This window comes from Kitasatospora sp. NPDC036934 (genome assembly GCF_055608425.1).
Map to the genome: position 1 here is coordinate 12,346 of NZ_JBVJQR010000010.1, position 18,108 is coordinate 30,453.

Genomic DNA, 18,108 nt, shown 5'->3' on the forward strand with positions numbered 1-18,108 from the left:
CGCCGAAGCAATTCCGTCGGCTTCGGATCCGCCCCACCCGAATTCGGCCGGGGCAGGTGTACGCGGGTAGCGGGTGATGCGACGATGGGACACACGGGGGACGGTGCACGGCCGCTGATGGGCCGTCGGGTCCGGCGCCTCTCCTGGGAGTCCCCCCGGCCGTCGGCCGGGGCACGATGCCGCGACACTCTGGGGGAGCGGGAGTCGGCATGAGGCTGATCGGCAAGTCAGGCGCCAAGTCCGGTGCGGCCGTCGAGGCCGACACCGACGCCTGGGCGGAGAGCGCCGAGAGCCCCGACAGCCGCCCCGGGGCCCTGCCCGCCCAGCGCACCAGCGGGCTGTCCGAGCGTCCCGCGGTCGGCGGCTCCGGGCCCGACAGCCTGGTCCACGTGTCCGCCCGTCAGTTCTCCGCCGCCGTCGGCCCGTACGGGGCGGGCGGCGACGAATCGCCCGCGGGCGCCGCACTGGACCCGGCCGGGCTGGACCCCACCAGCTTCGAGACCGCGCTGGCCGCCCGGGAGTCCGCCGCCCTGGAGGCCCGGCACCGGCAGGCCGCCGCCGACGGCGACGCGGACGCCGCCGGCCGGCTCGGCACCCTGCTGCTGCGCCGCGGCGACCTGGAGGACGCCGAGCCCTACCTGCGCGCCGCCGCGGCCGCCGGGGTGCGGGCCGCCGCCAACAACCTGGGCGTGCTGCTGCACCAGCAGGGCCACCGCGCCGAGGCCGGCCAGTGGTGGCGCCAGGCGGCGGTGGCGGGCAGCGCCCCCGCCGCGCACGCGCTCGGGCTCCAGCTGCGCGACCAGGGCGAGGAGGAGGCCGCCGAGTACTGGCTGCACTTCGCCGCCGACCACGGCCACCCGCTCGGCGCCTACGCGCTCGGCGACCTGATGGAGCACCGGCGCGACGTACGGGCCGAGCGCTGGTTCAAGGTGTCCGCCGACGCCGGGCACCGGGAGGCCGCCTACCGGCTGGCCCGGATGCGCGAGGCCGCCGGGGACAAGGGGACCGCCGAGGCCTGGTACCGCACGGCCGCCGCCCGCAGCCACGCCCGCGCCGCGCTGCGCCTGGGCGTGCTGCTGGAGGAGCGCGCCGGCGACGACCGGTCGCTGTTGGAGGAGGCGGCCCGCTGGTACCGGCAGTCCGCGCAGAACGGGGAGCCGCGGGCCGCCTGCGCGCTGGGCTTCCTGCTGCGCGACTCCGGGGACATCGCCGCCGCCGCCGAGTGGTGGCAGGAGGCCGCCGAGGCCGGCGACGGCAACGCCGCCAACGCGCTCGGCGCCCTGCACGCCGGCCGCGGCGAGGTCAAGGCGGCCGAGCACTGGTACCGCACCGCCCTCGACGCGGGCGACCAGAACGGCGCCTTCAACCTCGGCCTGCTCTGCGCCGGCACCGGCCGTGAGCAGCAGGCCGAGCAGTGGTACCGCCGGGCCGCGTACGCCGGGCACCGGGAGGCCTGCAACGCGCTGGCCGTGATGCTGCTCCAGCGCGGCGAGGAGTCCGGCGCCGAGCCGTGGTTCTCCAAGGCCGCCGAGGCCGGCAGCGTGGACGGCGCCTTCAACCTGGGCGTGCTGCACGCCGGGCGGGGCGAGGTGCGGCAGGCCCAGGAGTGGTACGCGCGGGCCGCCGCCGAGGGCCACGGCGAGGCGGCGCTGCAGCTGGCGGTCGCCCAGGAGCAGCGCGGCAACCTGTCCGGCGCGCTGGAGCGCTACCGGCAGGCGGCGGCCGGCGGCTCGGCGGAGGGCGCGTTCCGGCTGGCCTCGGTGCTGGACCGGCGCGGGGACGCGGATGCCGAGGCCGAGCACTGGTACGCGCTGGCGGCCGACGCCGGGCACCGCCGGGCGCAGGTGCGGATGGGCGTGCGGGCGGCCGAGCGCGGGGCGCTGGAGATCGCCGAGAGCTGGTACCGGCGGGCCGCCGAGGCGGGCAGCCGCAGCGCGGCGTTCAACCTGGGGCTGCTGCTGGCCCGGCAGGACAGCGAGGCGGAGGCGATGCTCTGGTACACCCGGGCCGCCGACGCCGGGCACGGGCGGGCGGCGCTGCGCCTGGCGCTGCTGGCGCTGCGCCGGGGCGAGCCGGTGCAGGCCGAGAACTGGTGCCGGCGGGCGATCGACTACGGGCCGGCCGAGGTCGCGGAGCGGGCCGGGCGACTGCTGGGCGCGCTGCACGCGGAGCTGAGCGCGTAGCGGGCCGTCGGCCTCCGGCTCAGCGGCGGCAGTCGGGGCACAGGCCGCGGTAGGTGACCTCGGCGGTGGTGACGGCGAAGCCGAAGCGCTCGGCGGCGGGCAGTGCCGTGAGCGGGTCGCCCTGGGGGTGGACGTCGCGGATCGCGCCGCAGCCGGAGCAGACCAGGTGCTGGTGGGCGCGGTGGGCGTTGGGGTCGTAGCGCTTGGCGCGGCCGTCGGTGGCGACCTCCAGCACCTCGCCGAGGGTGACGAGTTCGCCGAGCGTGTTGTAGACGGTGGCGCGGCTGATCTCGGGCAGGCGGGCGGCGGCGCGGGCGTGCACTTCGTCCGCGGTGAGGTGGACGTGCTCGCCGTCGAGGACCTCGGCCACCACCCGGCGCTGGGAGGTCAGCCGCCAGCCGCGTCCGCGCAGTCTCTCCAGCAGCTCACTCATGGGACCAGAATAAGTCAGGCTCCGAGATTGGTGCCAGTGTTGACTTGGACGAAGTCCAAGTTAGGATCGTGTCATCACGATCGGATCCCTCGGAGGCGACCCGTTATGACCACGCAGGACGAGCTGCGCCCGACCCTCACCACGGAGGCGGGAGCCCCCGTCGCCGACAACCAGAACACCGCGACCGCTGGTGTCGGCGGCCCGGCCCTGATCCAGGACCAGCTGCTGTTCGAGAAGCTCGCGCACTTCAACCGCGAGCGGATCCCGGAGCGCGTGGTGCACGCCCGCGGTGCCGGCGCGTACGGCACCTTCACGGTGACCGCCGACGTGACGCCGTACACCCGGGCGGCCTTCCTGTCCGAGATCGGCAAGCGGACCGAGGTCTTCCTGCGGTTCTCCACCGTGGCCGGCAACCTCGGCGCGGCCGACGCGGTGCGCGACCCGCGCGGCTTCGCGCTGAAGTTCTACACCGAGGAGGGCAACTACGACCTCGTCGGCAACAACACCCCGGTGTTCTTCATCAAGGACGCCATCAAGTTCCCCGACTTCATCCACACCCAGAAGCGCGACCCGTACACCGGCTCGCAGGAGGCCGACAACGTCTGGGACTTCTGGGGCCTGTCGCCCGAGGCCACCCACCAGGTGACCTGGCTGTTCGGCGACCGCGGCATCCCGGCCAGCTACCGGCACCTGAACGGCTACGGCTCGCACACCTTCCAGTGGCAGAACGAGGCCGGCGAGCACTTCTGGGTCAAGTACCACTTCAAGACCGACCAGGGCATCCGCAACCTCACCCAGGCCGAGGCCAACAAGCTCGCCGGCGAGGACCCGGACAGCCACCAGCGGGACCTGCGCGAGTCGATCGAGCGCGGTGAGTTCCCCAGTTGGACGGTGCAGGTCCAGATCATGCCGGCGGCCGACGCGGCCGCGTACCGCTTCAACCCCTTCGACCTGACCAAGGTCTGGCCGCACGCCGACTACCCGCCGGTCGAGATCGGCCGACTGGAGCTCAACCGCAACCCCGACAACGTCTTCGCCGAGGTCGAGCAGTCGGTGTTCTCCCCGGCGCACTTCGTGCCCGGCATCGGGCCGTCCCCGGACAAGATGCTCCAGGGCCGCCTGTTCGCCTACGCGGACGCCCACCGCTACCGGGTCGGCATCAACGCCGACCACCTGCCGGTCAACCGCCCGCACGCCACCGAGGCCCGCACCAACGGCCGGGACGGCCACCTGTACGACGGCCGGCACGGGCGGCAGAAGAACTACGAGCCGAACAGCTTCGGCGGCCCGGTGCAGACCGGCCGTCCGCTGTGGGCGGCGACCGCGGTCGACGGCTCCACCGGCACCCACCCGGCGCCCTCGCACGCCGAGGACGACGACTTCGTGCAGGCGGGCGACCTCTACCGGCTGTTCTCCGAGGAGGAGAAGCAGCGGCTGATCGCGAACCTGGCGGGCTTCATCGCCAAGGTCTCGGCCGACCGGGAGGACATCGTGGAGCGGGCGATCGACAACTTCCGCAAGGCCGACGCCGACTACGGGCAGCGGCTGGAGGCGGCGGTCCGGGAGCTGCGCAAGCAGTAGCCGGACCGGAACGAGCGGCGGGCCCGGATGACCAGCTCCCGCTGGTCATCCGGGCCCGTGCCGGTTACTCGCCCGCTCGGGCGGGTGCTCGCCCGCCCGCCTGCGGGTCAGACGGAGAGCCGTCGCAGGGTCTCGTCGTGCAGCAGGCCGTTGGTGGCCACCGCGTCGGCGCCGCCGGGGCCGGGGACGCCGTCCAGGCCGGTGAACAGGCCGCCGGCCTCCTCGACCACGATGCAGGGCGCGGCCATGTCCCACAGCGACAGCTCGGGCTCGGCGGCGATGTCCACGGCGCCCTCGGCGACCATCATGTAGGACCAGAAGTCGCCGTAGGCGCGGGTGCGCCAGCAGGCGCGGGTGAGGTCCAGGAACGGGTCCAGGCGGCCGCGGTCCTCCCAGCCGGTGAGGGAGGAGTACGAGAAGGAGGCGTCCTCCATCCGGGAGACGCCGGAGACGTGGATCCGGGAGGCCTTGGCCAGGCTGCGGCCGGCGTAGGCGCCCAGGCCCTTGGCGGCCCACCAGCGGCGCTGCAGCGCCGGGGCGGAGACGATGCCGACCACCGGGCGCTCGACGCCGTCCGGGCCGTCCTCCAGCAGGGCGATCAGGGTGGCCCAGACCGGGACGCCGCGGATGTAGTTCTTGGTGCCGTCGATCGGGTCGATCACCCAGCGGCGCGGGCCCGAGCCCTGGAGGCCGAACTCCTCGCCGAGGACGGCGTCGCGCGGGCGGGCGCGCTGGAGCACGCCGCGCACGAGTTCCTCGGCGGCCTTGTCGGCGTCGCTGACCGGGGTGAGGTCCGGCTTGGTCTCGATCTTCAGGTCGAGGGCGCGGAAGCGCTCCAGGGTGATCGAGTCGGCCGAGTCGGCGAGGACGTGGGCGAGTCGGAGATCGTCGTGGTAGTCGGCCATGCCGGAAACCCTAGCTCAGTGGGTCGGGCCGGTCCGGGTGTCTCGGTGGGTGGTCGGCGGGTCGGGCCGGGCGGTCAGTGGGCCGAGCCGCTGAGCTGGAGGCCGATCACCCCGGCGATCACCAGCGAGATGGAGACCAGCTTGAGCACCGAGGTGCTCTCGTCCAGGAAGGCCATGCCGTAGATGGCGGTGCCGGCCGCGCCGATGCCGGTCCACACCGCGTAGGCGGGGCCGACCGGCAGGCTCTTCAGCGAGAGGGTGAGCAGCCCGAAGCTGCTGAGGGCGAACACGCAGAAGCTGATGGTGGGCCAGAGCTTGGTGAAACCCTCGCTGAGCTTGAGGTTGATCGCGAAGCCGGTCTCCAGCAGGCCGGCCAGGATCACCAGGGCCCATGCCATCGGGTGCCCTCCCTGTCGATCGACGGACGGGCCGTGCCCGGCCCGACTTTCCTATGATCGCCAGGGCGGGCCGGTCCGACACCTCGAACGGGTCACGGACCCGAGGGACGGCAAAGCCGTCAGTCGCCCTCGCGGGCCTCCTTGCTGGCCAGCAGACGGCGCAGCGAGTAGAGCCGGGCGCCCTCGGCGTGGCCGTCGGCGACCCAGGCGTCCAGGGCGCAGTCCGGTTCGTCGTGGCTGCAGGCGCGCGGGCAGTCGACGGTGCCGGGCTCCAGGTCGGGGAAGGCGTGGATGACCCGGGACGGGTCGATGTGGGAGAGGCCGAAGGAGCGGAAGCCGGGCGTGTCGATCACCCAGCCCGGGTCGAGCGCCTTGCGGGAGCCGGGCTTGGCGCCGGGCGGCGGGGGCAGCCGCAGGGCCAGGGCGGAGACGGTGGTGTGCCGGCCGCGGCCGGTGACCGCGTTGACGTGGCCGGTCTGCCGCTGGCGGTCCGGGACCAGGGCGTTGACCAGGGTGGTCTTGCCGACGCCGGAGTGGCCGATGAACACCGTGGAGAGCCCGCGCAGGTGCTCGCGGACGGCCTCGGCGCCGGTGGTCTCCAGCTCGTCCCGGCGGGTGACGACGTAGTCGATGCCCAGCGGGGCGTACGACTCCAGCAGCTCGTCGGCCGGGGTGAGGTCGGACTTGGTGAGCACCAGCAGGGGCTCCATGCCCGCGTCGTAGGCGGCGACCAGGCAGCGGTCGATCAGCCGGGGGCGGGGCTCCGGGTCGGCCAGCGCGGTGACGATGGCCAGCTGGTCGGCGTTGGCGACGACGATCCGCTCGTACGGGTCGTCGTCGTCCGCGGTGCGCCGGAGCACGGAGCCGCGCTCCTCGACCCGGACGATCCGGGCCAGGGTGTCGGCGTCCCCCGAGAGGTCGCCGACCAGGTTGACCACGTCGCCGACGACGACGCCCTTGCGGCCCAGTTCGCGGGCCTTCATGGCGACGACCTCGCGCTCCTGCTTGGTCCCCGGATCGACCAGGCAGGTGATCCGGCCGCGGTCGACGGTCAGCACCATCGCCTCGGCGGCGTCCTCGTGCTTGGGCCTGATCCGGGTCCGCGGCCGGGAGCCCCGGCGGGCGGGGCGGTTGCGGATGTCGTCCTCGTCGGCGTCCTTGCCGTAGCGGCGCATGATTCCAGTCTCCGCTCAGGCGTCCGTCGCCGCCGTGCCCTCGCCGAGCAGCTCCGCCCACATCCCGGGGAAGTCGGGCAGGGTCTTGGCGGTGGTGCCGACGTTCTCCACGTCGACGCCGGGCACGGCCAGGCCGAGCACCGCGGCGGCGGTGGCCAGGCGGTGGTCCTCGTAGGTGTGGAAGATGCCGCCGTGCAGCGGGCGCGGGCGGATCCGCAGGCCGTCCTCGGTCTCGCTGACGTCGCCGCCGAGGTCGTTGATCTCCTTGGCGAGGGCGGCCAGCCGGTCGGTCTCGTGCAGGCGCAGGTGGGCGATGCCGTACAGGTGGGACTCGGAGTCGGCGAGGGCGGCGACGGCGGCGATCACCGGAGTGAGCTCGCCGACGTCGTGCAGGTCGGCCTCGATGCCGTGGATCCGGCCGGTGCCGGTGAACTGCAGGCCCTCGTCGGTGAACTCGCAGGCGCCGCCCATCCGGGTGTAGAGGTCGCGCAGCTGGTCGCCGGGCTGGGTGGTGTGCTTGGGCCAGTCGCGGACGGTGACCCGGCCGCCGGTGACCAGGGCGGCGGCGAAGAACGGGGCGGCGTTGGAGAGGTCGGGCTCGACCACCAGGTCGCGGCCGAGCAGGGCGCCGGGGGTGACCCGCCAGACGTCCTTCTCGCCGCCGTCCTCGGGGGCGTCGACCTGGGCGCCGGCCAGGCGCAGCATCTCGACGGTCATCCGGATGTGCGGCAGCGACGGCACCGGGCCGCCGACGTGCCGGACCTCGACGCCGTGGTTGTAGCGGGCGCCGGAGAGCAGCAGGGCGGAGACGAACTGGGACGAGGAGGAGGCGTCCAGCTCGACCGGGCCGCCGTCGAGGCCGCCGGTGCCGTGGACGGTGAGCGGGAAGCTGCCGCGTCCGCCGTCGTCGATCCGGGCGCCGAGCGCGCGCAGGGCGTTGATCACGCCGTGCTGGGGGCGCTCGTGGCTGCGCGGGTCGCCGTCGAAGTGCACCGGGCCGTCGGCGAGGGCGGCGAGCGGGGGCAGGAAGCGCATGACCGTGCCGGCGTTGCCGACGTCCACGCTGGCGGGGCCGCGCAGCGCGGGGGCGGGGATGACCCGCCACGCCTCGCCGCCGCCGGTGCCGCCGGAGTCGTTGTTGACCTTCTCCTCGATGGTGACCCCGAGGGCGCGCAGGCCGTCGGCCATCAGCTGGGAGTCGCGGCTGCGCAGCGGGCGGCGCACCCAGCCCGGTCCGTCGGCGAGTGCCGCCAGCACCAGGGCCCGGTTGGTGACCGACTTGGAGCCGGGGATGGTGACGGTGGCGTCGACGGGGGCGGTGGCGACGGGGGCGGGCCACAGGGTCTCGGTCATGTGGGCCAGTCTAGGGGCCGTACCGGAACGGCCCGGGCGACGGCCGCATGGTGGGAAGCCAGGGCGGACAGGGCGGACACAGCGGACTCGGCGGGGACGCGGCAGCCGGCCGGGGACGCTACAGCGGCCGCAGCAGCCAGTTGGCGCCCAGGGCCAGGCAGGCGAGGGCGATCAGCAGGAACACGGTGACCCAGGCGAGGGCGGGGACGTGGGTGAGCCGGGCGAGCTGGTCGGCGTCGGAGTCGCGGGCCCAGCCGATCCGGCGCTGGTGCTGGAGCTCCAGGACCGGGCGCACCGCCCCGAACAGCAGGAACCAGCAGCCGAGGTAGGCGAAGCCGGCCTGGACCTGGCTGCTGCCGAACCAGGAGACCAGGAAGAAGGCGCCGCCGGCGACCAGCACGGTGAACAGCCCGAAGGCGTTGCGGATGCGGATCAGCAGGGCGAGCAGCAGGGCGACGGCCAGCCACAGCAGCAGGGTGATCCGGTCGGCGGCGAGCAGGGCGGCGCAGCCGAGGCCGAGCAGGGCGGGGGCGGTGTAGCCGGCGGCGGCGGTGAGGACCATACCGGGGCCGGTGGGGCGGCCGTAGGAGAGGGTGAGGCCGGAGGTGTCGGAGTGCAGCCGGATGCCGGCGAGCTTGCGGCCGGTGACGAGCGCGGCGAGGCCGTGGCCGCCCTCGTGGGCGATGGTGACGGCGTTGCGGGCGACGTGCCAGAGCGGGCGGGCGAGGACGGTGAGCAGGGCGGCGCAGCCGGTCGCGAGGACCAGCCAGCCGGGCGGGGCGGCCTGGGCGCCGGTGACCCGGTCCCACAGTTCGCCGAGGTTCTGGTTGTTCGGGTTCATCGGCGCTCGTCGCCTCCGTTCGCTGCGTTGGGCCGTTCGGGGCAGCTTCCCATGCGGGGACGGCGGGACGGCAGCGGGCGGTTCTCCCGGTGGGATGAGGAAGTGGTGAGTGCGGGCGGCATGGCAAGCTGGCCCGCATGTGCGGTCGGTTCGCAGCCAGCAGCAAGCCCGAGGACCTCGTCGAGCTGTTCGACGTGGAGTTCTGGGACCCGCAGGAGTCCCTGGATCCGAACTGGAACGTGGCGCCGACCACCAGCGCCTTCGTGGTGCTGGAGCGGCAGGCCAAGGGGGCGGCGCGGCCGGTGCGGCAGCTGCGGGCGCTGCGCTGGGGGCTGGTGCCGCAGTGGTCGAACTCCGCCGACACGGCGGTGAAGATGATCAACGCGCGCTCGGACACGGTGTACGAGAAGCCCGCCTACCGGCAGGCCTTCGCCGCCCGCCGGTGCATCCTGCCGGTGGACGGCTACTACGAGTGGCAGACGGTGCCGGGCGAGCGGGGAAAGGCGCGCAAGAAGCCGTTCTTCGTCTCCCGGGCGGACGGCAGCCCGCTGGCGCTGGCGGGGCTGTACGAGTTCTGGCGCAACCGGGCGGTGCCGCCGGGGCATCCGGAGGCCTGGCTGGTGACCTTCACGATCGTCACCACGGACGCCGAGGAGCTGCTGGCGCCGATCCACGAGCGGATGCCGCTGTTCCTCGACCCCGGGGACTGGGGCGACTGGCTGGACCCGGGGCTGAGCGATCCGGAGGAGGCGCGCCGGCTGCTGATACCCCCGCCGCCGGGGGCGCTGCTGGCCACGCCGGTGTCGCCGGCGGTCGGCAGCATCCGCAACAACGGCCCGGAGCTCAAGGAGCCGTGGGCCGAGGTCGAGTACGAGACCACACTGTTCTGAACCGTCTTCGGGAGCCGTTGAGATGACCACCACCGAACTCGTCGCCACCGGGGCCGGGGACGCCCGGATCACCTACCACCGGGCCGCCGCGCCGAAGGCGGTGCTGGCGCTGGGGCACGGGACCAGCGGTGCGATCGACGGCCGGGACCTGGCGGCGCTGGCCGGGCGGCTGCCGGCTCGCGGGATCACCGTGGCGCTGGTCGAGCAGCCCTGGAAGGTGGCCGGGAAGAAGCTGGGCCCGTCGGCGGCGAAGACCCTGGACGCCGGCTGGCGGCCGGTCGCGGAGCACCTGGTGGGGCAGGGGCTGCCGCTGGTGGTGGGCGGGCGCAGCGCGGGGGCGCGGGTGGCCTGCCGGACGGGGGCGGCGAGCGGGGCGGTGGGGGTGGTGGCGCTGGCGTTCCCGCTGCACCCGCCGGGCAGGCCGGAGAAGAGCCGGGCGGACGAACTGCTGGGGTCGGGTCTGCCGACGCTGGTGGTGCAGGGCGCGGCGGACCCGTTCGGCGGGCCTGAGGAGTTCCCGGAGCTGCCGCCGGGGCACGGGCTGGTGGCGCTGCCGTACGGGAACCACGGTTTCGAGGTGCCCAAGCGGGCGTCGGTGGGGCAGGACGAGGTGCTGGAGCTGATCTGTTCGTCGGTGGGCGACTGGGTGCTGGGGCTGGTCTGAGCGGCCGGCCGGTGCCGGGTGGCCGGTGCCGGGCGCGGGGCCGTGAGCAGGGAGTTTCCGCTCGATCACTCGTGCGAGTGAATGGGGCGTCGGGGCGGGAATGCGGGCGGGGCCGGTGTGGTTGTCGTCTCCGTCAGCAGGAGTCACCGGTGAGAGGCAGGGCAGATGGGTTCGATCGCGTGCCCCGAACGGCCTGAGGAGCGCGAGGCCGCCACGGCCTTCACCCCCTCCTGGCCGGAGTGGATCGACGCGGGCGAGAAGCCCGTCAGCCCGATATCCTCCATTTCTGGGCGGCCCGCAGTGGGCCGAGCCCGTCATGCCGAGGAGGTGGGTCCGGTCGTCGGGACCGAGCACGAGGCCGAGCCGGGCCGTGGCCCGGACGAGGCCCTGCCTGCGGGCGAGGCGCTCACCGGTGAGGAGCTGGCCGAGGCGATCGGTGAGGACACCTTCAGGGTGTCGGCGGAGGAGTCCGAGGGGGCTCGGCGGGAGCGCTTCGAGCGCGACGCCCTGGGCTATCTCGATCCGATGTACTCCGCGGCGCTGCGCATGACGCGCAACCCCGCGGATGCGGAGGACCTGCTCCAGGAGGCGTTCGCCAAGGCGTACGCGTCCTTCCACCAGTTCCGTGAGGGCACCAACCTCAAGGCCTGGCTGTACCGCATCCTCACCAACACGTTCATCAACTCGTACCGCAAGAAGCAGCGGGAGCCCCAGCGCACCGCGGCGGAGGAGATCGAGGACTGGCAGCTGGCCAGGGCCGAGTCGCACATGTCGACCGGTCTGCGCTCGGCCGAGACCCAGGCGCTCGACCACCTCCCCGACAGCGATGTGAAGGACGCGCTCCAGGCGATCCCGGAGGAATTCCGGATCGCCGTCTATCTCGCGGACGTAGAAGGCTTTGCGTACAAGGAGATCGCGGACATCATGGGTACTCCCATCGGTACGGTGATGTCCCGGCTGCACCGCGGCCGTCGTCAGCTGCGCGGCATGCTGGAGGACTACGCCCGTGAGCGCGGGCTCGTCCCGGCCGGCAGCGGGGCAGGGCAGGAAGCGAAGGGCTCGGGCTCATGAGCTGCGGCGATCCGCACGAAACCGAGTGTGGCGAGGTCCTCGACCACCTCTATGAATTCCTCGACAACGAGATGGCCGAGGGCGACTGCGCCAAGCTGCGCGTGCACTTCGAGGAGTGCTCGCCGTGCTTGAAGCAGTACGGACTGGAGCAGGCGATCAAGGCGCTGATCAAGCGTTCCTGCGGCTGCGACGACACCCCGACGGACCTGCGCAGCAAGGTGCTGGCCAGGATCGACTCGATCCGGGCCGGGCAGCGCTCGGGCGAGCAGGTGGTCGTCGCGGTGGAGGCGTCGGTCGAGGTGCACGCCGAGTCCGCCCGCCCGGCGCCCAGGCCGGCCCAGACGCCGGCCCCGGAGCACGCGACCGATGAGCCGGGCGTGCGCCCCGGTGCGCCGGTCGAGGCTGGAGCCCCCGCGGAGTAGCCGCGGAGCGGTCCGTACCGTCCGCCGGCGAGGGCGGGCGAAACGGTTCGAGCAGGGAGTTCGACGGCCCCGGGAGCATGCGCTCCCGGGGCCGCTCCCGTTCTGCTCGCATGCGCCGTCACTCGTACGGGTGAGTTGGCGGTGCGCCAACTGCGCCATTGCGCGATCATGCGTCCCCGCGCCCGGACGGCGGCCTATCCTCCTGACGGACGCTCACCGTCGGTCGCCCCGGCGCGCTGAGGCAACACGGGGCCCGGACGCGGGGAGGTCGAGATCGCTACCGACAGTGGAGGCGCGACCCTGCCGCAAGGGGCGGCACGCTACCTGGCGGCCGTCCCGGTGGCCGCCCTGTGCTGCCTGCTGCCGCTGCTGCCCGAGGCCGTCACCCCCGGGGTGCCGCGCTGGCTCGGCCACCCGACGGACTGGCCCAAGGTCGGACTCCTCGGCTTCCTGCACGGCTGCTGGGAGTCGCTCGCCCAGGGCCTGCCGACCCCCTGCTCCCTCCTGCTGCGCCGGCTGCTGCGCCGCCCCGCGCCCACCGGACGGGCACCCTCCCGGCCCGGGGTGAACACCTTCTTCCCGGTGCTGTTCGCCGGGGTGCTGATGCTCCCGCCGGCCGCCGCCGCCCTGGTCGCCGCCCCGGCCGCACTGCTCGGCGGCCCGACCGGCCCGGGCTGCCGCCGGCGCCAGCTGTTCAACGGCTCCCAGCTCGCCCTGTGCGCCTTCGCCTCCTCCGTCGCCTTCCACCTGCTGCGCGGCCCGCAGCTGCTGCTCGGCTCCCGCTTCCCGGCCGCGCTGCTGCCCGGCTTCGCCGCCGTCGCCGCGTTCTGCCTGGTCAACGGGTTGGTGGTGGGCGTCATGGTGGTGCTCAGCGAGGACCGCCCGCTGGTCGAGGTGCTGCGCGGCGCCTGCTCGATGTGCGGGCTGCCGGTGCTGGTGCACGCGGCCGGCGGGCTGATGGTCGCGGTGCTCTGGCAGGGCCCGTACGGGGCGTTCGCCGCGCTGCTGGCCCTGCTGCCGCTGTCCATCTCGGCCTGGGTGTTCGCCCAGGGGCAGCGCGAGCAGGACGCCCACCAGGCCACCGTGCAGTCGCTGGTGCAGGCGGTGGAGATCAAGGACGCGTACACCCGCGGGCACAGCGAACGGGTCGGCCGGGCCTCGGTGCTGATCGCCGGTCAGCTCGGCATGCAGGCCGAGCGGCTGCGCACCCTGCGCTTCGCCGGGATCCTGCACGACGTCGGCAAGCTCGGCGTGGCCACCGAACTGCTGCGCAGAAACGGTCCCCTCAGCGAGGACGAACGCCGGGCCGTGGAGATCCACCCGGTGTACGGGTACGAGCTGGTGCGCGGGATCGACTTCCTCGGCGAGGCCCACTCCGGGATCCTGCACCACCACGAGCGGATGGACGGACGCGGCTACCCCAGCGGACTGGCCGGCGCGCAGATCCCCGAGTTCGCCCGGATCATCTCCGTCGCCGACGCCTTCGACTCGATGACCTCCACCCGCTCCTACCGGCGCGGGCGCCCCGTCGCCGAGGCGGTCGCCGAACTGGAGCGCTGCTCCGGCAGCCAGTTCGACCCGGTGATGGTGCGGGCGCTGATCGACGCGCTGGCCGTGCACGGCTGGCAGCCGGTGGTGCACTCCGAGGACTGCGTACGGTCCGTGCCGGACATCCCGCTCGGGGTGCCCGAGCCGGTGCGGGCCGCGCCCGGCCGGGTGCCCGCCCAGGGCGGGACCGCCCGCGCGGCCGGGCCGTCGTGACCGGCCCCGGGCCCGCGACCGCCGACCGGAGCACCCGCGCCCTCGCGGCGCGCGGCCGCACCGCCCGTGCCGTGCACACGGCCGCCGCCGCGCTGCTGGTGCTCGCGCTCGGCGCGGTCGCGGTGCGCGGGGTCGCCGAGCCGAGGGTCGCGCTGGCGTTCGCCGGGCTGATCGCGCTCGGCGAATGCGTCCGGATCACCCTTCCGGGCGATCGCGAGCAGGCGCCCATCGGCGCGGCCGGCGCGCTGGCGTACGCCCTGCTCGGACCGCTGCGCGGAGTGCCGACCGCGCACGGCACGCTCCAGGTCGTCGCGGTGACCGGCGCCGGCCTGCTGCTGGGCTGGCTGCCCGGCCTCGCCCGGCCGCACGGGCCCGGGCGCCCGCACCGGCGCCCGCCCTGGGCCGACCCGGCCCGCCGCGACAGCGCCGCCCGCCGGCTGCTCGCGGTCGGCTTCGCCGCGGCCGTCTTCCAGCCGCTCTACAACGGCGGCCTGGTCGACCGCTTCTCGCCCGAGGGCCCGGCCTACGGGGCGTTCCTGACCACCGTCGCCGCGTTGGCCGCGCTCTGCGACGCCACCCTGGCGGCGCTGCTGCGCGCCTCGGGCGGGTCCTCGAACCCCCGTCGTCCGCCCCGCGGGCGGGCGGCCGACGGCGGGGCCGGGGCCACCGGACCGCGCTTCCCTGCGGCGCTGGAGGACGAGCTGCGCTCGCTGTTCGGGATCGGCTCGGCGATCGTCGCCACCGGGATGCTGGTCAGCCTGGCGGCCGGCGAGGTCGGGCTGTGGGCGTTGCCGCTGTTCTGCACCCCGCTGCTGCTCGCCCAGATCTCCTTCCGGCGGGCCGCGGCGGTGCGGGCCACCACCGGGCAGACCATCGCCAGCCTGGCCCGGGCCACCGAGGTCGCCGGGTACACCCCGCACGGGCACGCGCGCCGGGTCGCGGACACGGCGTGCGCGCTCGGGCGCGAGCTGGGGCTGGGCACCCGCGAGCTCGCCCTGCTGGAGTACGCCGCGCTGATGCACGACGTCGGCCAGCTGTCCCTGGTCGAGCCGGTGCCGGACGGCGCCACCGCGCTGCTGCCCTGCGACGAGCAGCAGCGCATCGCCCGCCTGGGCAGCGAGGTGATCAGCCGCACCGGGGTGCCCCGGCAGGTCGCCGAGCAGGTCGCCCGACTGGCCGACCCCTGCCCCGGGCCGGTGGCCGGCGACGGGCCGGTGCCGCTCGCCGCCCGGATCATCCGGGTCGCCAACGCCCACGACGACCTGCTCACCGCCGCCCGCGGCCGGGGCCTCGGCGAGGCCGTGGGGCGACTGGAGGCCCTGGAGGTGCTGCGGCTGGGGCGCGGGCGGGTCTACGACGCCAGGGTGGTGGACGCGCTCGCCCGGGTCGGCGGGCAGGGGCGCGGCTGAGCGGCGGGGTCTGGGGGGAGGCAGGGGCGCGGCTGAGCGGCGGCCGGTTCGGGCCCGGAGCGCCGGGATCGGTCGGGCCGCGGTCGGGTCGGGCTGGTCAGGGGTTGAGGAGGCGCGCCGCGGCGGGCAGGCTGGGGAGGGGCGGTCCCCAACCTCGGCGGTGGGGAGCGCGGGCGGGGGCGAGCGTGGTTGGATGCGGTCGTAGCGTGGAACACCGACCCGGAACACCGGGATCCGGGCCCCGTCGAGGACGGAACGGGCCCGGCGGCAGGGGACTTGAGCGGACGACGACGGCAGGGACGAACGTGAGGATCTTCCACCGGGCACGGCACCGGCCGTCCGCCACCTGGCGGCAGACGACCGACCGGGCCTTCACGCTGATCGGCGACGGCCGCTACGAGGACGCCGGCGCCCTGCTGGTGATGGCCGCCGACCTGGAGCCGTGGCTGTCCGACTCCTGGTTCAACCTCGCCCTGCTGCACAAGTTCCGCCGCGACTGGGAACAGGCCCGCTCGGCCGGTCTGCGCGCCGTCGCCCTGCTGGACCGCGAGCACGGCGCCCCCGACTGGTGGAACCTCGGCATCACCGCCACCGCCCTGCAGGACTGGCCGCTGGCCCGCCGCGCCTGGCAGGCGTACGGGCTGAAGGTGCCCGGCGGCCCCGGCGGGGACGGCCCGGTCAGCCTGGACCTCGGCACCACCCCGGTGCGGCTGTCCCCGGACGGCGAGTCCGAGGTGGTGTGGGGCCGGCGGCTGGACCCGGCCCGGATCGAGGTGCTGTCCATCCCGCTGCCCTCCTCCGGCCGGCGCTGGGGCGAGGTGGTGCTGCACGACGGCGCCCCGCACGGCGAGCGGGTCACCGACGGCGTCGCCTACCCCGTCTTCGACGAGATCGAGCTGTGGGCGCCCTCCCCGGTGCCGACCTACGTGGTGCTGCTGCAGGCCGCCACCGCCGGCGACCGGGACGCGCTGGAGCGGCTGGTCGCCGAGGCCGGGTACGCGGCCGAGGACTGGACCTCCTCGGTGCGGCTGCTGTGTCGCGCCTGCTCGGAGAGCCGGATGGCCTCCGACGACGGTGTCGTCGCCCACCACGACCCCCACGACGACGGCGACGCCGCCCACCCCGGCCACCTCAGCCACCTCAGCCAGGGCGGCGCGGCCGGAATGTCCTGGCTGGTCGAGCGCGAGTGCGGGCTCGCCGCCCCGGCGCACCTGGTCCGCACCCTGCTGGACCGCTGGGTCGCGGCTGCCCCCGCAAGCCGGGCTTACCGGGACCTCGAAGAAGTGTGCTGAGTACCCTGGTGAGGTACGCGTAGACCTATGGAAGCGGAAGACATGGCGGAGCAGCACGACCACGAGCACGAGCACGACGTGGAGGGGGCGGCGTCCGAGGCCCCCGCGAAGGTGATCGGTGAGGAGCCCGACCTGACCAAGGGCACCGCGCGTCCGATCACCGTGGTCGGCAACCCCGTCCTGCACCGCGAGGTCAAGGACGTCACCGCGTTCGACGGCGAACTGTCCGCGCTGATCGACGACATGTTCCAGTCGATGTACGCCGCTGAGGGCGTCGGCCTGGCCGCCAACCAGATCGGCGTCGACCTCAAGGTCTTCGTCTACGACTGCCCGGACGACGAGGGCGTGCGCCACATCGGCCACGTGATCAACCCGAAGCTGGAGGAGTACCCGGCCGGCCGGCGCCGGGAGCTCGACGACAGCAACGAGGGCTGCTTGTCCGTCCCCACCGCCTACGCCGAGCTTCCCCGCCCGGACTACGCGGCCGTGACCGGCGTCGACAAGGACGGCAACGCCATCCGCGTCGAGGGCACCGGCTTCTTCGCCCGCTGCCTCCAGCACGAGACCGACCACCTGTACGGGACCCTCTACATCGACAAGCTGTCGAAGCGGGACCGCAAGGACGCCCTGAAGCAGATGGCCGAGGGCACCCCGAAGTACGCGACGGTGCCGAACGCGTAGTCACGCCACGCGTGTAGTGACACCGAACGTGTAGTCGCGTCGAACGTGCAGCACCGAACGCCGCCGCCCCGTACGGGAGTTCCGTACGGGGCGGCGGCGTGTCCGGTCAGGCCGGGACGAAGAGCCACTCCGGGCCGTACGTGAAGCGGGGGTTGGCGGGCGGCCCGACGTCCGCGAGCTGCCGGGCGAGGCCCCCGAGGGAGCCCGTCATCCCGACCGCCCGACCGATGGCGGAGGCGTCACCCCGCCACGCCCTCTCCAGGGCGCGGAGCATGTCGCCGTAGTGCCGGTCGAACGTCCGCAGGAGTTCGCCGGTGGCCTGGTCGGGCTCGATGCCCGGGTGGTCCGCCCAGCCGCCCTCGGGCACTCGGCCGGGTGAACGCCGGGCGGGGCCGGGGGAGTTGCCCGCCGCTGCGGGGAGTCGCCCGCTACCGCGCGGGTGCGTCCAGGGCGGAGGAGATGGTGGCGAAGGCACGGTCGGTGAGGGCGGCCGGGTCGTCCGTGCCGTTGCCGTCGCTCCACTGCTGGAGCACGACGTCGAAGGCGGTCAGGGCCGTCCCGACGGTGAGGCGGGGGTGGAGGTCGGCGGCCGGGTCCAGGCCGAGCCGGGCGGCGAGTTCGGCGGCCAGGTCCTCGCGCCACTGCGCCTGGCGCTCCAGGAAGCGGGCGCGCAAGGCGGGCGTGCCCAGGATCAGCCGCACCACCGGCAGGGTCCGGCCGGCGTCGTGGCCGGCGCAGGCGTCGAGGGCGGCCCAGACGGTGTGCCGCAGCGCGGCGGAGGGGCGTTCGCCGGGCGGGCGTCCGGCCAGTTCGGCGCGCATGACGTCGCCCAGCTCCGCCAGGAACTGGACGACCACGTCCTCCTTGGAGGCGAAGTAGCGGAAGAACGTCCGCTTGGACATGCCGGCGGCGGCCGCGATCTCGTCGACGGTGACCGCGTCGAACCCCTGCTCGGCGAAGAGGCCCAGTGCGGTCCTGGTCAGTTCGTCGGCGACGAGCCGGCGCTTGCGCTCGGCCAGGCTCGGGGAGGGGAGGGGGTTCATGGGAGT

General features: G+C 74.6%; 18 protein-coding genes. 10 read left to right on the forward strand and 8 right to left on the reverse strand.

The window, feature by feature from the left end; translation table 11 throughout:
- Positions 1-209 precede the first annotated feature (209 nt).
- Complete coding sequence (locus tag ACZ7BZ_RS16855; RefSeq protein ID WP_470358990.1) at positions 210-2,183, forward strand: tetratricopeptide repeat protein; 1,974 nt, start codon at positions 210-212, stop codon at positions 2,181-2,183.
- A gap of 19 nt (positions 2,184-2,202) precedes the next feature.
- On the opposite strand, the gene ACZ7BZ_RS16860 is transcribed toward ACZ7BZ_RS16855, so the two are convergent.
- Entirely contained in the window at positions 2,203-2,616 is a 414-nt protein-coding gene (locus ACZ7BZ_RS16860; RefSeq protein WP_470358991.1) for a Fur family transcriptional regulator, read from the reverse strand.
- Positions 2,617-2,721: 105 nt separating this feature from the next.
- On the opposite strand from ACZ7BZ_RS16860, the gene ACZ7BZ_RS16865 reads away from it, so the two are divergent.
- Positions 2,722-4,197 (forward strand): catalase, encoded by a 1,476-nt coding sequence (locus ACZ7BZ_RS16865; RefSeq protein WP_470358992.1) that lies wholly within the window; start codon positions 2,722-2,724, stop codon positions 4,195-4,197.
- 107 nt (positions 4,198-4,304) lie between these two features.
- Here ACZ7BZ_RS16865 and hisN read toward each other — a convergent pair whose 3' ends face one another.
- The 5 genes from hisN to ACZ7BZ_RS16890 form a co-directional block, all read right to left on the reverse strand.
- Positions 4,305-5,102: a histidinol-phosphatase gene (gene hisN, locus ACZ7BZ_RS16870; RefSeq protein WP_380459039.1), complete on the reverse strand. Its 798-nt coding sequence runs from the start codon at positions 5,100-5,102 to the stop codon at positions 4,305-4,307.
- Positions 5,103-5,176: 74 nt separating this feature from the next.
- Positions 5,177-5,500: a DMT family transporter gene (locus tag ACZ7BZ_RS16875; RefSeq protein WP_470358993.1), complete on the reverse strand. Its 324-nt coding sequence runs from the start codon at positions 5,498-5,500 to the stop codon at positions 5,177-5,179.
- Between the two features lie 119 nt (positions 5,501-5,619).
- Positions 5,620-6,675 (reverse strand): ribosome small subunit-dependent GTPase A, encoded by a 1,056-nt coding sequence (gene rsgA / locus ACZ7BZ_RS16880; protein WP_380459042.1) that lies wholly within the window; start codon positions 6,673-6,675, stop codon positions 5,620-5,622.
- Positions 6,676-6,690: 15 nt separating this feature from the next.
- Entirely contained in the window at positions 6,691-8,028 is a 1,338-nt protein-coding gene (gene aroA, locus ACZ7BZ_RS16885; RefSeq protein WP_470358994.1) for a 3-phosphoshikimate 1-carboxyvinyltransferase, read from the reverse strand.
- Between the two features lie 118 nt (positions 8,029-8,146).
- Positions 8,147-8,869 carry a M50 family metallopeptidase gene (locus ACZ7BZ_RS16890; RefSeq protein ID WP_470358995.1) on the reverse strand — a complete coding sequence of 241 codons (723 nt, stop codon included), beginning with the start codon at positions 8,867-8,869 and terminating at the stop codon, positions 8,147-8,149.
- Positions 8,870-9,006: 137 nt separating this feature from the next.
- On the opposite strand from ACZ7BZ_RS16890, the gene ACZ7BZ_RS16895 reads away from it, so the two are divergent.
- The 8 genes from ACZ7BZ_RS16895 to def all read left to right on the forward strand — a co-directional run bounded on the left by ACZ7BZ_RS16895 (position 9,007) and on the right by def (position 17,059).
- Positions 9,007-9,759 (forward strand): SOS response-associated peptidase, encoded by a 753-nt coding sequence (locus tag ACZ7BZ_RS16895; protein WP_470358996.1) that lies wholly within the window; start codon positions 9,007-9,009, stop codon positions 9,757-9,759.
- A gap of 22 nt (positions 9,760-9,781) precedes the next feature.
- On the forward strand, positions 9,782-10,423 hold the full coding sequence (locus tag ACZ7BZ_RS16900; protein ID WP_470358997.1) for an alpha/beta hydrolase family protein: 642 nt from the start codon (positions 9,782-9,784) through the stop codon (positions 10,421-10,423).
- A 327-nt stretch (positions 10,424-10,750) separates the two neighbouring features.
- On the forward strand, positions 10,751-11,494 hold the full coding sequence (locus tag ACZ7BZ_RS16905) for a sigma-70 family RNA polymerase sigma factor (RefSeq protein ID WP_380459155.1): 744 nt from the start codon (positions 10,751-10,753) through the stop codon (positions 11,492-11,494).
- Entirely contained in the window at positions 11,491-11,916 is a 426-nt protein-coding gene (rsrA, locus tag ACZ7BZ_RS16910) for a mycothiol system anti-sigma-R factor (protein WP_470358998.1), read from the forward strand. The genes ACZ7BZ_RS16905 and rsrA overlap by 4 nt, the downstream gene beginning before the upstream one ends.
- Before the next feature lie 339 nt (positions 11,917-12,255).
- Positions 12,256-13,677, forward strand: coding sequence for an HD-GYP domain-containing protein (locus ACZ7BZ_RS16915; RefSeq protein ID WP_470358999.1), 1,422 nt, complete (start codon positions 12,256-12,258; stop codon positions 13,675-13,677).
- Complete coding sequence (locus tag ACZ7BZ_RS16920) at positions 13,674-15,086, forward strand: HD-GYP domain-containing protein (protein WP_470359000.1); 1,413 nt, start codon at positions 13,674-13,676, stop codon at positions 15,084-15,086. Before ACZ7BZ_RS16915 ends, ACZ7BZ_RS16920 begins: the two co-directional genes overlap by 4 nt.
- Positions 15,087-15,391: 305 nt before the next feature.
- Entirely contained in the window at positions 15,392-16,378 is a 987-nt protein-coding gene (locus ACZ7BZ_RS16925; RefSeq protein WP_380459061.1) for a tetratricopeptide repeat protein, read from the forward strand.
- Positions 16,379-16,405: 27 nt separating this feature from the next.
- Complete coding sequence (gene def, locus ACZ7BZ_RS16930) at positions 16,406-17,059, forward strand: peptide deformylase (RefSeq protein WP_470359001.1); 654 nt, start codon at positions 16,406-16,408, stop codon at positions 17,057-17,059.
- Between the two features lie 106 nt (positions 17,060-17,165).
- On the opposite strand, the gene ACZ7BZ_RS16935 is transcribed toward def, so the two are convergent.
- On the reverse strand, positions 17,166-17,426 hold the full coding sequence (locus ACZ7BZ_RS16935) for a hypothetical protein (RefSeq protein WP_470359002.1): 261 nt from the start codon (positions 17,424-17,426) through the stop codon (positions 17,166-17,168).
- Positions 17,427-17,487: 61 nt separating this feature from the next.
- On the reverse strand, positions 17,488-18,102 hold the full coding sequence (locus ACZ7BZ_RS16940) for a TetR family transcriptional regulator (RefSeq protein ID WP_470359003.1): 615 nt from the start codon (positions 18,100-18,102) through the stop codon (positions 17,488-17,490).
- Positions 18,103-18,108: the final 6 nt, after the last annotated feature.